Annotated in this window: 12 protein-coding genes; 1 reads left to right on the top strand and 11 read right to left on the bottom strand. The window is 70.4% G+C overall.

Annotation, left to right across the window (positions count from 1 at the left end; translation table 11 throughout):
- Window positions 1-2 precede the first annotated feature (2 nt).
- Window positions 3-617 carry a signal peptidase II gene (gene lspA, locus OG206_RS24220; protein ID WP_327119506.1) on the bottom strand — a complete coding sequence of 205 codons (615 nt, stop codon included), beginning with the start codon at window positions 615-617 and terminating at the stop codon, window positions 3-5.
- 94 nt (window positions 618-711) lie between these two features.
- Window positions 712-1,524: a TraR/DksA family transcriptional regulator gene (locus tag OG206_RS24215; protein ID WP_327119504.1), complete on the bottom strand. Its 813-nt coding sequence runs from the start codon at window positions 1,522-1,524 to the stop codon at window positions 712-714.
- A 574-nt stretch (window positions 1,525-2,098) separates the two neighbouring features.
- Between OG206_RS24215 and ileS the strand changes: the two genes are divergently transcribed.
- The gene (ileS, locus tag OG206_RS24210) at window positions 2,099-5,263 is read left to right on the top strand and encodes an isoleucine--tRNA ligase (protein WP_327119502.1); all 3,165 of its coding nucleotides are present in this window, start codon (window positions 2,099-2,101) and stop codon (window positions 5,261-5,263) included.
- 270 nt (window positions 5,264-5,533) lie between these two features.
- On the opposite strand, the gene OG206_RS24205 is transcribed toward ileS, so the two are convergent.
- The 9 genes from OG206_RS24205 to ftsW all read right to left on the bottom strand — a co-directional run bounded on the left by OG206_RS24205 (window position 5,534) and on the right by ftsW (window position 14,219).
- Entirely contained in the window at window positions 5,534-6,694 is a 1,161-nt protein-coding gene (locus OG206_RS24205; protein ID WP_327119500.1) for a DivIVA domain-containing protein, read from the bottom strand.
- Between the two features lie 49 nt (window positions 6,695-6,743).
- Window positions 6,744-7,040 carry a YggT family protein gene (locus OG206_RS24200; protein ID WP_327119496.1) on the bottom strand — a complete coding sequence of 99 codons (297 nt, stop codon included), beginning with the start codon at window positions 7,038-7,040 and terminating at the stop codon, window positions 6,744-6,746.
- Between the two features lie 69 nt (window positions 7,041-7,109).
- Complete coding sequence (locus tag OG206_RS24195; RefSeq protein WP_327119494.1) at window positions 7,110-7,721, bottom strand: cell division protein SepF; 612 nt, start codon at window positions 7,719-7,721, stop codon at window positions 7,110-7,112.
- A gap of 127 nt (window positions 7,722-7,848) precedes the next feature.
- Window positions 7,849-8,568, bottom strand: coding sequence for a YggS family pyridoxal phosphate-dependent enzyme (locus OG206_RS24190; RefSeq protein ID WP_327119492.1), 720 nt, complete (start codon window positions 8,566-8,568; stop codon window positions 7,849-7,851).
- Window positions 8,569-8,573: 5 nt separating this feature from the next.
- The gene (gene pgeF, locus OG206_RS24185) at window positions 8,574-9,296 is read right to left on the bottom strand and encodes a peptidoglycan editing factor PgeF (RefSeq protein WP_442805891.1); all 723 of its coding nucleotides are present in this window, start codon (window positions 9,294-9,296) and stop codon (window positions 8,574-8,576) included.
- A gap of 26 nt (window positions 9,297-9,322) precedes the next feature.
- Complete coding sequence (ftsZ, locus tag OG206_RS24180; protein WP_327119488.1) at window positions 9,323-10,537, bottom strand: cell division protein FtsZ; 1,215 nt, start codon at window positions 10,535-10,537, stop codon at window positions 9,323-9,325.
- 276 nt (window positions 10,538-10,813) lie between these two features.
- On the bottom strand, window positions 10,814-11,608 hold the full coding sequence (locus tag OG206_RS24175; RefSeq protein ID WP_327119486.1) for a cell division protein FtsQ/DivIB: 795 nt from the start codon (window positions 11,606-11,608) through the stop codon (window positions 10,814-10,816).
- Window positions 11,609-11,657: 49 nt separating this feature from the next.
- The gene (gene murG, locus OG206_RS24170) at window positions 11,658-12,752 is read right to left on the bottom strand and encodes an undecaprenyldiphospho-muramoylpentapeptide beta-N-acetylglucosaminyltransferase (protein WP_327119484.1); all 1,095 of its coding nucleotides are present in this window, start codon (window positions 12,750-12,752) and stop codon (window positions 11,658-11,660) included.
- 6 nt (window positions 12,753-12,758) lie between these two features.
- The gene (gene ftsW, locus OG206_RS24165) at window positions 12,759-14,219 is read right to left on the bottom strand and encodes a putative lipid II flippase FtsW (protein ID WP_442805890.1); all 1,461 of its coding nucleotides are present in this window, start codon (window positions 14,217-14,219) and stop codon (window positions 12,759-12,761) included.
- Between the last annotated feature and the right edge of the window lie 33 nt (window positions 14,220-14,252).

The following is a 14,252-nucleotide window of genomic DNA, read 5'->3' as shown; positions in this document are numbered from 1 at the left end:
CGCTAGTCCTTGTGCACGGTGCCGTCGGGGTCCAGGCCCTTGAAGGAGAGGATCACGATGAGGATTCCGCCGCACACGATCGCGGAGTCCGCGAGGTTGAAGACGGCGAAGTGGGCGGGGGCGATGAAGTCGACCACAGCGCCCTTGAAGACCCCCGGAGCGCGGAAGATCCGGTCGGTGAGGTTGCCGAGCGCCCCGCCGAGCAGCAGGCCGAGCGCGATCGCCCAGGGCAGGCTGTAGAGCTTGCGGGCCAGCCGGACGATGACGATGATCACGACGGCGGCGATGGCCGTGAAGATCACGGTGAACGCCTCGCCGATCCCGAAGGCGGCGCCCGCGTTGCGGATCGCGTCGAACTTGAGCCAGTCTCCGAAGATCTCGATGGGCTCCTCGTGCTCCAGCTTCGCGACCACGATCATCTTGCTGATCAGGTCCAGCAGGTAGGCGAGGACCGCCACCCCGAGGAGCACCAGGATCTTCTTCCTGCCACGCCCGGCGCCCGTGCCGTCGCGCCCGGACTCGGCCGGGTCCTCGGAGGACTTGTGGGGCTCAGCCCCGTCGGCCCCCTCGGCATCGGGGATGTCCGGCGTACCGATGATGCGCTCCGCCTCTGCCACGTGAGTCCCTCAACCTAGGTGCCTGACTGAGGACGAGGGTACGACACACCCGGGCTGTCCGGGGTCTCAGGCCCCGGACAGCCCGGCGTCCGGGTCACTGGCCCCGCCGCTCCTGCTTCTGCTTGTCCTCGACGCAGAGCGTGGCCCGGGGGAAGGCCTGCATCCGGGCCTTCCCGATGGGGTTGCCGCAGACCTCGCAGAGGCCGTACGTCCCGGCGTCAAGGCGGGCGAGGGCGCGCTCCGTCTGGTCGAGCGTCTCCTGGGCGTGGGCGGCCAGGGACAGCTCGTGCTCACGGGTGATGTTCTTCGTGCCGGTGTCGGCGTCGTCGTCCCCGGCCCCGTCCCCGGAGTCGCGCATCAGGCCCGCCAGGGCCGCTCCCGAGGCCTCCAGCTCGCTGCGCAGCCGGGCGGCCTCGCCGGTCAGCTCCGACCGGGCCGCGTCGACCTCCTCCGGCGTCCAGGGGTCCTCCCCGGGCCGGACCGCGAGTTCCCCGGGAGCCGTCGCGGCGGCGCGTGCCTGGGGCACCGCCGTGGCGGCGCCCTTTCCGACAGCCGTGGTCCGGCCGGCGCTCTTCTTGGCTACCACCGTGTGGGCTCCTGTCTGCTCTGCGGCATCCGCCGCCCCCGTTGCCTTCTTCGAAGCCTTTTTGGCTGCGCTCTTCTTGGCCGTGCTCTTCTTCGCCGTGCTCTTCTTCACGGGCCCGTGGTGCGCCGCCTCGTCGGGTGGACGCTCCGCGGCCTTCTTCGCCGTCCTCCCGGCCGCCTTCTTCGCCGGCTTCCTCACCGGCTTCTCCTGGGCCGCCTCCGCGGCGTCCTGCTCGCCGTCGCTCCCGGGGCTCTCCCCGGCAGCCGCGGCCGTGGATCTCTCGGACGCCGTTCTCGATCCGGCGGTCTTCTTCGCCACCATGGCCGCGGCCCCTTCACATAGTGTGATCTTGCACGCGAATCGTGCTGGGACGATAAATCGACCCCAGCTCCGCGGCAACGGGGCACGCCGCCGGTTCGCCCCTCCCCGCGTCCGGGCGGTGGCGCGCCTCCAAGCGTTGTGCCCAGCTCCCCGCGGGGTAATCCGCCCGGGCCCACCCTCCGGGACCGCTTCCGGACTCCTGCCGGGCCGCCTGGCCATTCGGGTCACGCCCCGCCCGGCGGATAAACCGGTCGGCCGTCGCCCGTACGGGCCCGTACACTGGCCGCAGCGAGAGGCATGGACGGGACGAGTAGCGTCGTACGCAGCCGGCAGCGACCCGGGGACGGTGGAAGCCCGGGGGCGAGCGCGTCGTGAAGATCACCCCGGAGCCGCCGGAAGAACGCTCTGGACGCGTGGGCTCCGCCCGCGGGCACAGGGCCATTAGACCCGGCGTCGCGACCCCAATGAGGGGGCCACGGGCGCACGCCCGGGGCCAAGGAGGGTGGTACCGCGGGAGCCCTGGCTCTCGTCCCTCCGACGGAAGTGGAAGACGTCCGCCGGAGGAAGCCCGCACATGACATCGCCGCAGTACCGCCAGGTACCCGCCCAGGTCGACCTGCCCGCCCTCGAGCACGCCGTGCTCGACTTCTGGCGCGACGGCAAGGTCTTCGCCAAGAGCCTCGACCAGTCCGAGGGCCGCCCCGAGTGGGTCTTCTACGAGGGCCCGCCGACCGCCAACGGCATGCCCGGCGCCCACCACATCGAGGCCCGCGTCTTCAAGGACGTCTTCCCGCGCTTCCGCACCATGCAGGGCTATCACGTCGGCCGGAAGGCCGGCTGGGACTGCCACGGCCTGCCGGTCGAGCTCGCGGTGGAGAAGGAGCTGGGCTTCAACGGCAAGAAGGACATCGAGGCGTACGGCATCGCCGAGTTCAACGCCAAGTGCCGCGAGTCCGTGACGCGCCACACCGACGCCTTCGCCGAGCTCACGACCCGCATGGGGTACTGGGTCGACCTGGACGACGCCTACCGCACCATGGACCCGGAGTACGTCGACTCCGTGTGGTGGTCGCTGAAGGAGATCTTCAACAAGGACCTTCTGGTCCAGGACCACCGCGTCGCCCCCTGGTGCCCCCGCTGCGGCACCGGTCTCTCGGACCACGAGCTCGCCCAGGGCTACGAGACGGTCGTCGACCCCTCGGTCTTCGTGCGTTTCCCGCTGACGAGCGGCCCGCTCGCGGGCGAGGCGGCACTGCTGGTCTGGACGACGACCCCCTGGACCCTGGTCTCCAACACCGCCGTCGCCGCGCACCCGGACGTCACCTACGTCGTCGCGACGGACGGCGAGGAGAAGCTGGTCGTCGCACAGCCGCTGGTCGAGAAGGCTCTGGGCGAGGGCTGGGAGCTCACCGGGCAGTCGTTCACGGGCCGGGAGATGGAGCGCTGGACCTACGAGCGGCCGTTCGAGCTGGTGGAGTTCCCGGCCGAGGCGCACTTCGTCGTCAACGCCGAGTACGTGACGACCGAGGACGGTACGGGTCTGGTCCACCAGTCCCCCGCGTTCGGCGCCGACGACCTCGTGGTCTGCCGGTCGTACGGCCTGCCGGTCGTGAACCCGGTCCGCCCCGACGGCACGTTCGAGGAGGACGTCCCGCTGGTCGGCGGCGTGTTCTTCAAGAAGGCCGACGAGGCGCTCACCGAGGACCTGGCGGCACGCGGCAAGCTCTTCCGCCACGTCCCGTACGAGCACAGCTACCCGCACTGCTGGCGCTGCCACACGGCCCTGCTCTACTACGCGCAGCCGTCCTGGTACATCCGCACGACGGCGGTCAAGGACCGGCTGCTCCAGGAGAACGAGAAGACCAACTGGTACCCGGACTCCGTCAAGAACGGCCGCTTCGGCGACTGGCTGAACAACAACGTCGACTGGGCGCTGTCGCGCAACCGCTACTGGGGCACACCGCTGCCGATCTGGCGCTGCGAGGACGACCACCTCACCTGCGTGGGCTCGCGCGCGGAGCTCACCGAGCTGACCGGAGCGGACCAGTCGGACCTGGACCCGCACCGCCCGTTCATCGACGAGATCACCTTCACGTGCTCGCACGCGAACTGCCAGTTGGAGGCGTACCGCGTCCCCGAGGTCATCGACGCCTGGTACGACTCGGGTTCGATGCCGTTCGCGCAGTGGGGATACCCGTACAAGAACAAGGAGGTCTTCGAGAGCCGTTACCCGGCGCAGTTCATCTCGGAGGCCATCGACCAGACGCGCGGCTGGTTCTACACGCTGATGGCGGTCGGCACCCTCGTCTTCGACAAGTCGAGTTACGAGAACGTCGTCTGCCTGGGCCACATCCTCGCCGAGGACGGCCGCAAGATGTCCAAGCACCTGGGCAACATCCTCCAGCCGATCCCGCTGATGGACCAGCACGGCGCCGACGCCGTCCGCTGGTTCATGGCGGCCGGCGGCTCCCCCTGGGCAGCGCGCCGGGTGGGCCACGGCACCATCCAGGAGGTCGTCCGCAAGACGCTCCTCACCTACTGGAACACGGTGGCCTTCCAGGCCCTGTACGCCCGTACGTCGGACTGGGCGCCCTCGGCGGCCGACCCGGCGCCCGCCGAGCGCACCGTCCTGGACCGCTGGCTGCTGAGCGAGCTCGGCACCCTGGTCGACGAGGTCACCAAGGCGCTGGAGGCGTACGACACCCAGCGCGCCGGCAAGCTGCTCTCGGCGTTCGTCGACGACCTGTCCAACTGGTACGTCCGCCGCTCGCGCCGCCGCTTCTGGCAGGGCGACAAGGCGGCCCTGCGGACGCTGCACGAGGTCGTGGAGACGGTCACCAGGCTGATGGCTCCCCTGACCCCGTTCATCACGGAACGGGTCTGGCAGGACCTGATCGTCCCGGTCAGCCCGGACGCCCCGGAGTCGGTGCACCTGTCCACGTGGCCGAAGGCGGACCCGGCCTCGATCGACCCCACGCTCTCCTCGCAGATGGCCCTCGTACGCCGCCTGGTCGAGCTGGGCCGGGCCACGCGTGCCGAATCGGGGGTGAAGACCAGGCAGCCGCTGTCGCGGGCCCTGGTCGCGGCCTCGGGCTTCGAGTCCCTCACGCCCGAGCTCCGCGCCCAGATCACCGAGGAGCTGAACGTCTCCTCGCTGGCGTCCCTCGCCGACTCCGCCGGTCCGGCGGGCGGCGGCTCGCTGGTCGACACCACGGCCAAGGCGAACTTCCGCGCACTGGGCAAGCGCTTCGGCAAGGGCGTCCAGGCGGTGGCCAAGGCCGTCGCGAACGCTGACGCAGCGGCGCTGAGCCTGGCTCTGCGCGAGGGAACGGCCTCGGTGGAGGTGGACGGCGAGCGGGTCGCCCTGACCCCCGACGAGGTCATCATCACGGAGACCCCGCGCGAGGGCTGGTCGGTGGCCTCCGACTCGGGTGCGACGGTCGCCCTGGACCTGGAGATCACCCCGGAGCTGCGGGCCGCCGGACTGGCCCGTGACGCGATCCGGCTGATCCAGGAGGCCCGCAAGAACAGCGGCCTGGACGTGGCCGACCGCATCGCGGTGCGCTGGACCTCCACGTCCGCCGAGACCGCGCAGGCCCTGGCCGCGCACGCGGCTCTGATCGCGGACGAGGTGCTCGCCCTGGACTACGCGCAGGGCGAGGCGGACGACACGTACGGCACGCCGTTCGAGGACGAGGGCCTGGGGCTGGTCTTCCGCCTCCGCAGGACCCAGCACTGACCGCACCACCCGAAGGGGCCCGGCCGGAGCACATCCGGCCGGGCCCCTTCCCGTTCCCCCACCGGTTCGCGCTCCCACCGGGCCCCTGCCCCCCCCCCGACGCCGGGGGCAGGGGCCGGCCCGGTCACGGGAAGCGGGCGGGCCGGGAAACAGGCCCCGCACCGCCGGGCCACCTGCGGGGCCGCACGGCAAAGGGCCGGGCCCCGGGGAAAACCCCGGGGCCCGGCCCTTTGCCTGCCGACGGCTACGCGCTCAGCGAGCGCCTACCGATCAGTTGTCGTCCTCGTCGATGAGGAACCCGCGCATCGGCGACGGGGCCTGCTGCATCGGCTGCGGCGCCTGCGGCCGCACCGGTGCCATCGGCTGCGTCATCGCGGGCGACATCTGCTGCTGGCCGCCGCCGTACGACGGGCCACCGCCCATCGACTGCTGGCCGCCACCCATCTGCTGGCTGCCGTGACCACCGTGGTTGCCGCTCATGGTGTGTCCCATCGCACCCGCACCGGCCGGGGCCAGCGAAGGCGACGGCGGCAGTGAAGCGGCGGCGGGCGTCCGCGGCGGAGCAAGCGAGTCGTCGGCCTGGGTCTCCAGCTGGCGCAGCTGGCTCTCCAGGTAGGACTTCAGGCGGGTCCGGTACTCGCGCTCGAAGCCGCGCAGGTCCTCGACCTTGCGCTCCAGCGTCGCGCGGGCCGACTCCAGCGAACCCATCGCCACGCGGTGCTTCTCCTGGGCGTCCCGCTCGAGGGCGTCCGCCTTGGCGCGGGCGTCACGCTCGAGGCCCTCGGCACGGCTGCGCGCCTCGCCGACGATCTTGTTGGCCTCGGAACGGGCCTCCGCGATCGCCTGGTCGGCGGTCTGCTGGGCAAGGGAGAGGACTCGGGCGGCGCTGTCGCCACCGGGGCCCTGACCGGGCTGCTGCATCTGCTGCTGCTGCTGCATCTGCTGCATCTGCTGCTGCTGGTGACCGCCCATGGGGCCGCCCTGCATCGGGCCGCCCATGGGGCCGCCCTGCATCGGGCCGGGGCCGTGCGGGCCCTGCGGACCGGGGCCGTGGCCACCCTGGGGGCCGTGGCCACTGGGACCGGCAGGCAGCTGCGGAGCTCCACCGGGCAGCTGGGGGGGACCCATCTGCGGGGGCTGCTGCTGCTGTACCGGCGGACCAGATATGGCAGCGGGCACAGGCGCACCGGGCCGGTCCTGCTGCTCCGGCGGTTTGCGCATTCCCTGCTGCTGCTGGTTCTGCTGGTTCTGCGCGGCCGCACGCGTGGCGGCGGCCAGCTTGGCGCGCAGGTCCTCGTTCTCACGAAGCAGACGTGTCAGCTCCGATTCGACCTCGTCGAGGAAGGCATCGACCTCGTCCTCGTCATAGCCTTCTCGGAGGCGAACGGTCGTGAACTGCTTGTTCCGCACGTCCTCGGGGGTCAGCGGCATCTCTTCTTCACCTCTACGTAGTCGTCGGCAGTCGGCAAGACCGTATCGTTCACACGCTGCTCGCAAGCTTGCCCACGATGCTGAGCAGAATGTAGACGATGATCATCAGAACGAAGAAGGACAGGTCAAGTGCCACGCCCCCGAGACGCAACGGCGGTATGAACCGCCGCAGAAGCTTCAGCGGTGGATCGGTGACAGTGTAAGTGCCCTCGAGAACGACCACCATCGGCTTGCCTGGCTGCCATGACCGTGCGAACTGGAAGACGTAGTCCATCACCAGCCGGAAGATCAGCACGATGAGGAAACACATCAGCGCGATATAGACCACATCCAGTGCGACGCCCATGTCCCGCGGTTCCCTCTCCCCTGGCTCTCGTAGCCCCGGCCACCCGGCCGGTGTTTGTTCCCTGTGTTCTCAGCTCTGGTTGAAGAACCCGCCCTCTGCGATGCGGGCCTTGTCCTCCGCCGTGACATCGACGTTAGCAGGCGACAACAGGAACACCTTCTGCGTCACTCGTTCAATGCTCCCATGGAGACCGAAGACGAGTCCCGCGGCAAAGTCGACAAGTCGCTTCGCATCCGTGTCGTCCATCTCCGTGAGATTCATGATCACCGGAGTGCCCTCGCGGAAGTGTTCCCCGATGGTACGGGCCTCGTTGTAGGTCCTGGGGTGCAGCGTGGTGATCCGGTAGGGCTCACGCTCGGACACGACCTTGGGCATGATCACCGGTGCGTTCTTCTCCATGTTCGGGCGTTCAGGTGTGATGGATGCCACGGGTGCGATTCGGGCGGGTCGTCCGCTTTCCGCCGGGAGCTGAACCGGCTCACGGGGTGCGGGTGGCTGCACCGCTCGTACCGGTTCGTCCCGTTCCCGCTCCACCTGATGCGCGGGCTGGTGCCGCCGCCGGTCCCGCTCGGGCTCCGGCTCGGGTTCGAATTCGTCGTCGGGGTCGAACCCCGGACCGTCGTACCCATCGTCCTCCACGAGGCCGAGGTAGACCGCCATCTTGCGCATCGCGCCGGCCATGCTCCGAGTCCTCCGCTCTGTGGTGGATCGGCATTCGTGTCACCAAGTGCCCGAGATCCACTCCGGCCTGCCCGCCAGGAGCGGGAATGACCATATTTTCTGCTGTGGTCCGACTTGCTTCGCGACGTTACCCGAGCCGGGGTCGGACTCCGAGCACCGCCGTACCGACGCGTACATGTGTCGCTCCGGCCGCGACGGCGTCCTCGAGGTCCGCACTCATACCGGCGGACACCATGTTCGCAGCCGGATGGTTCCCGCGCAGCCTTGATGAGAATTCCATCAGCCGGTCGAACGCGGCCCGTTGCCGGCCCGCGTAGGGTCCGGCGAGCGGGGCCACGGTCATCAGGCCGTCGAGCCTGAGTCCTTGAGCGGCCTCCACCGCGGCGGCCAACTCCTCGACCCCGTCCGGTGCGACCCCGCCCCGGTCACCGCGTGCGCCGCTCTCGGCGTCCAGGGCGACCTGGATCAGGCAGCCGAGCTCGCGCCCGTCCTTCTCGGCGGCCGCCGAGAGTGCGGTGACGAGCTTCACCCGGTCGACCGACTGGACGATGTCCGCGTAACCGGCCACGGAACGGACCTTGTTGGTCTGGAGCTGCCCGACGAAATGCCAGGTGAGGTCCAGATCCGCACATGCGGCCGCCTTCGGTGCCGCGTCCTGGTCCCGGTTCTCGGCGACGTGCCTCACGCCGAGCCCGTGGAGGATACGCACATCGCTCGCGGGGTACGTCTTGGTGACCACGATGAGGGTCACCCCTTCCCGGTCCCGGCCGGCCGAGGCACAGGCGGAGGCAATGCGTTCCTCCACCTGCGCCAGGTTCGCCGCGAGTTGGGCCCTGCGATCCGTCATGTCCATCAGTCCAACCAGACATATCCGGCGAGCCGACCCGTGGTGCGGTCGCGGCGGTACGAGAAATGGTCGCCGGACTCCAGGGTGCAGAACGGCGAAACGTGCCGGTCGCCGACGCCGAGCTCGTCGAGCTGGGCGTGGACTCCGGCCGTGACGTCGACCGCGGGCGTTCCCCAGCTGGTCCTGGACCACGCCGCCGGGACGGCCCCGGCGACATCGGCACGCATCTGTTCCGGCACCTCGTAGCACCGTCCGCAGACGGCCGGTCCGGTGTGCGCCACGATGCGGGCCGGGTCCGCTCCGAGCGCGGTCATGGCCTCGACCACGGCCGGGACGACCCCCGCCACCAGGCCGGGCCGTCCCGCGTGGGCGGCCGCGACCACACCGGCCGCGGCATCGGCGAGCAGGACGGGCGTGCAGTCTGCGGTGAGCACCGCGAGCGCGAGTCCGCGCCGTGCCGTCACCACCGCGTCCACGGCGGGGATGTCCGAGACATCACCCCAGGGGCCGTCGACGACGGCCACGTCCCGCCCGTGCACCTGGTTCATCCAGACGACACCGGCCGGGTCGAGCCCCAGGGAACGGGCCGCGCGTTCACGATTCGTACGGACGGCGGCCGGGTCGTCGCCGACCGCGCCGCCGAGATTGAGCTCCGCGTACGGAGCGGCGCTCACTCCGCCCCACCTGTCGGTGAAGGCGAAATGGGCGCCGCCCGTCGAGGACTCCACGGTCTTCACCGTGTCGTGCGGACCTATCACTTCAAGAAGTCCGGTACGTCCAGCTCTTCGGCCTGGCTGTCCTGGTAGGGACGGGCCGTGGGCACGTGCGGCGGGGAGGCCGGCGGAAGCGAGCTCTCGTTCGCCACCGGTACCGGCTCGGCCGGCGCCTTCGGCTCCTCGCGCGGCGGCACGGAACCCAGGCCGCCCGTCGGACGGGCCGGCTCGGCGGTCCGGGCCGGCGGGGCCGGCTCCTCGCGCTTGCCGGCGCCCGCTCCGAGGACGGTCTCCCGGCGGGCCGGCGGCTGTCCGCCGTCGAAGCCCGCGGCGATGACGGTGACACGCACCTCGTCGCCCAGCGCGTCGTCGATGACCGCACCGAAGATGATGTTCGCCTCCGGGTGGGCCGCCTCGCTCACCAGCTGGGCTGCCTCGTTGATCTCGAAGAGACCGAGGTCGCTGCCACCGGAGATGGAGAGCAGGACACCGCGGGCGCCGTCGATGGACGCCTCGAGGAGCGGCGAGGAGATCGCCATCTCCGCCGCGGCGACCGCACGGTCGTCGCCGCGCGCCGATCCGATGCCCATGAGTGCCGATCCGGCCTCGGACATGACCGACTTGACGTCGGCGAAGTCGAGGTTGATCAGCCCCGGGGTCGTGATGAGGTCGGTGATGCCCTGGACACCCGAGAGCAGCACCTGGTCGGCCGACTTGAACGCGTCGAGCACGCTGACCTGGCGGTCCGAGATGGACAGCAGCCGGTCGTTGGGAATGACGATGAGGGTGTCGACCTCTTCGCGGAGTTCGGCGATGCCGTCCTCCGCCTGGTTCGCGCGCCGCCGGCCCTCGAAGGTGAACGGGCGGGTGACCACGCCGATCGTCAGGGCGCCCAGCGAACGGGCGATGTTGGCGACGACGGGTGCGCCGCCGGTGCCGGTGCCGCCGCCTTCTCCGGCGGTGACGAAGACCATGTCGGCCCCCTTGAGGACCTCCTCGATCTCCTCACGGTGGTCCTCTGCCGCCTTACGACCGACGGCCGGGTTCGCCCCGGCGCCGAGGCCGCGGGTGAGTTCACGGCCGACGTCGAGCTTGACGTCGGCGTCGCTCATCAACAGTGCTTGCGCATCGGTGTTGATCGCGATGAACTCGACGCCCTTGAGACCGACCTCGATCATTCGGTTGATGGCATTGACACCACCGCCGCCGACACCGATGACCTTGATGACTGCGAGGTAGTTCTGCGGTGCTGCCACGTCGAAGGCCTCTCGCCTCGAGTTACGTGTCGTCGCTTCGCGGTAGTCCCGCCGCGACGACGGATGCCGATTGGGTCGGTCCGAACGCCGACCCAAACCCTAACGTTGAAGTTTAGGGTTACCAGTGTGTCTGCTTCTTGGACTCTTCCGAACAGGACACTAAGTCGACAAGTGGCGCACGTTCAACGAACACGCCGAACCTCCCGTTTTTCTTTTCACCCTATGTGATCACCCGTAGCGCTGACCAACCAGGGGGCTGGCCAGGCCAAACGCGCGTCAACTCTTGGACGCGGCAGGCGCGGTGGGGGCACTCACGTCGAAGTGTCCTGCTTTGGGAGACGCTTTCATGAGTGCGGCGAGCACCCGCGCCTTCGCGGGCCCCTCCTCACTACTGCCCCACATCACGGTGCGTTCACGGGTCAGCTTCAGGAGGGCCGAGTCGTACGAGGTGATCCGTACGGATTCGGTCTCCCCGGCCACCCGTTCCGGGAGGTCCCCCGCGACGCGGACCGCTTCCCGCAGCAGCCGGTCGGCGCCGAACCGGCGCAGGCCGGCCGAGCGTTCAGGCGCCAGCTCCAGCAGAGGCACGTGCCGGGGCGCTTCGTCCACGGTGGCGAAACGCACGCCCTTCGCGTCCACTTCGATGAACTTCCCGCCCTTTTCGACCAGTAGGACCGGCTTCCGTTCGGTCACCTTAAGGGCAATTCCGTGCGGCCATGACCGTACGACATCCACCGAGTCGATACGAGGCAGCTTCTGGCGCAACCGGTCCGCGATGGCGCCCGTGTCGACGGAGACCAGGGGATCCCCGACCGGGGCCCCCGCGGCGGCCTCCACCTCGGCCCGGGTGAGGACCTCGGTCCCCGTGGTCGTCACCCGCTCCAGGCGCAGCCAGGACGACCCGTAGAGGACCCAGAGGGTGCCGGCCGCGGTCAGCACGACGCCGGCCGCGGCCAGGACGAGTCGCGTACGGCCTGTCAGCCGACGCTCCTGGGGGCTGATGTGGGGCGGGCGGGCCGGGGTGTCGGCCCGCTCGGCCTCGCCGCGCTGGGCGGTCGTCGGTCCGGCCACGCTCGCTCCTTCGCCGGACCCGGGGCGCACGCCCCGGGTCCGCACCGCCTCACGCCTGGCGGCGTGAGGCAATCGCCTCGTACACCATGCCGACGAGGAGGTCGTCGGCGTCCCGTCGCCCGAATTCCGCGGCCGCACGGGACATCTCGTACAGCCGGTGCGGATCCGAGAGCACCGGCAGGACGTTGGCCTGCACCCACTCGGGGCTCAGTGCCGCGTCGTCCACCAGCAGACCGCCGCCCGCGTTGACCACCGGCTGGGCGTTGAGCCGCTGTTCGCCGTTGCCGATCGGCAACGGGACGTAGGCGGCGGGCAGCCCGACTGCGGTGAGCTCGGCGACGGTCATCGCGCCCGCGCGGCAGAGCATCATGTCGGCTGCGGCGTACGCGAGGTCCATCCGGTCCACGTACGGTACCGGGATGTAGGGCGGCATACCGGGCATGTTGTCGACGCGCGGCAGTTCGTTCTTCGGGCCGACCACGTGCAGGATCTGGATTCCCGACCGCTGGAGCAGCGGTGCGATGCGCTGGACGACCTCGTTGAGGTGGCGCGCGCCCTGGGAACCACCGGAGACCAGCAGGGTAGGCAGGTTGGGGTCGAGACCGAAGGCCGCCCGTGCCTCGGGGCGTGCCCGGGCCCGGTCCAGGGTGGCGATGGTGCGCCGCAGCGGGATGCCGATGTAGCGGGCGCCGCGCAGCTTGCTGTCAGGGGTGGAGACCGCGACCCCGTGGGCGTAGCGGGAACCGATCTTGTTGGCCAGGCCCGGCCGGGCGTTGGCCTCGTGGACCACGATCGGGACACCCGCGCGCTTGGCGGCGAGGTACCCCGGCAGGGCGACGTAGCCGCCGAAGCCGACCACGCAGTCCGCCTTGGTGCGCTCCAGGATCTGCTCGGCCGCCTTGATGGTGCCGCGCAGCCGACCCGGGACGGTGATCAGCTCGGGCGTGGGCTTGCGCGGCAGCGGCACGGCGGGGATCAGTGCCAGGTCGTACCCCCGCTCGGGTACGAGCCTGGTCTCGAGTCCGCGTTCCGTGCCGAGGGCAGTGATTCCCACGGTCGGGTCCTGCCTCCGCAGGGCGTCTGCGAGGGCAAGCGCGGGCTCGATGTGCCCGGCGGTCCCCCCGCCGGCGAGTACGACATGCACCGAAATTCACCGCTCTCCGGACGGACGCTTCGTGACGCGCCGTCTCATCGTCTTCCATCTGACCCCGGGCCTCCGCATGGCCAGGGCCGCTCTCGCCGAGGGATCCTCCCGCGCGAAGGCGATCATGAGCCCTACCGCGAACATGGTCGGCAGCAGGGCCGAGCCCCCGTAGGAGAACAGGGGGAGCGGGACACCGGCGATCGGCAACAGACCGAGCACCGCACCGATGTTGATCACGGCCTGCGCCGTGATCCAGGTGGTCACGCCTCCCGCTGCGTACCTCACGAAGGGGTCCTCCGTGCGTCCGGCCACGCGGATACCCGCATAGCCTAGAGCCGCGAAGAGGGCCAGCACCGACAGCGTCCCCGCCAGGCCCAGTTCCTCCCCGGTGATGGCGAAGATGAAGTCGGTGTGGGGTTCGGGAAGTTGCCCCCATTTTTCCACACTCGCGCCGAGTCCGGAACCGAACCATCCGCCGGACGCGAGCGCGTAGATTCCGTGCACCGCCTGCCAGCAGGAGTCCCCGGGGCCGGGCTCGGAGGCGCCGATGCAGCCGAGCCGGGACATCCGGTTCGGGCTGGTCTTGATCAGCACGAAGCCGATGAGCACGGCGGAGGCCAGCACGCCGGCGAAGAGTCTCGTGGGGGCGCCGGCCAGCCAGAGGAGGCCGAAGAGGATCGCGGTGAGGATGATCGCCGTGCCCATGTCCCCGCCGAGCATGATCAGCCCGAGGAGCATGAAGGCGACCGGGACGAGCGGCACCAGCATGTGTTTCCACTGCGCAAGCAGCCGTTTGTCCTGTTTGCGGGCGAGCAGGTCGGCCCCCCACAGGATGAGGGCGAGCTTGCCGAACTCGCTGGGCTGGAGCTGGAAGGGACCGCCGAGGTAGATCCAGTTCTGGTTGCCGTTGACCGACATCCCTATCCCCGGCACCTGGACCAGGATCATCAGGAAGACCGTGCCCATGAGCAGCGGGTAGGCCAGTGCGCGGTGGAGCTTGACGGGCATCCTGGAGGCCAGCAGCATCAGCCCGGCCCCGATCACGGCGGCGATGAACTGCTTGCGGAAGAAGTACGTGCTGGGCCTCGACAGCTCCAGTGCCTTGATGCTCGAGGCGGAGTAGACCATGACGAGGCCGAGGACGGTGATCAGCATCCCGGCACCGAGGATGAGGTAGTACGCCGTCAGGGGGCGGTCCCAGGCCCTCCGTGCCCGCTCGAACATCCCTCGCACGCCGTGGTCGCCGCGCGGCCGGGGCGGTGTGCTGCCGCCACGCGCCCCGCCACGGGGCGTCGGGGCCCTCCGGGGGCCGGCGGCGGGCCGGCTCCGCAGAGCGAGCCCTGGGGGCAGTCCCGGGCCCGCGGGCAGCGGTCCGGCGGGCACGGGCGGAGTGGGCCCCCGGCCGGTCGCCGCGTTCGTCCGTGAGCGGCCCGCTCCGCGCGCGGCTGAGCTCTCGTCGGCCGGCATAGTCGCTGTCCCCTCCACTGCTCGTGCCCGGGG

Source organism: Streptomyces sp. NBC_01341, from assembly GCF_035946055.1.
GTDB lineage: Bacteria > Actinomycetota > Actinomycetes > Streptomycetales > Streptomycetaceae > Streptomyces.
The sequence above is the reverse complement of the archived record's forward strand: the minus strand, read 5'-3'. Positions and strand labels throughout refer to the sequence as shown.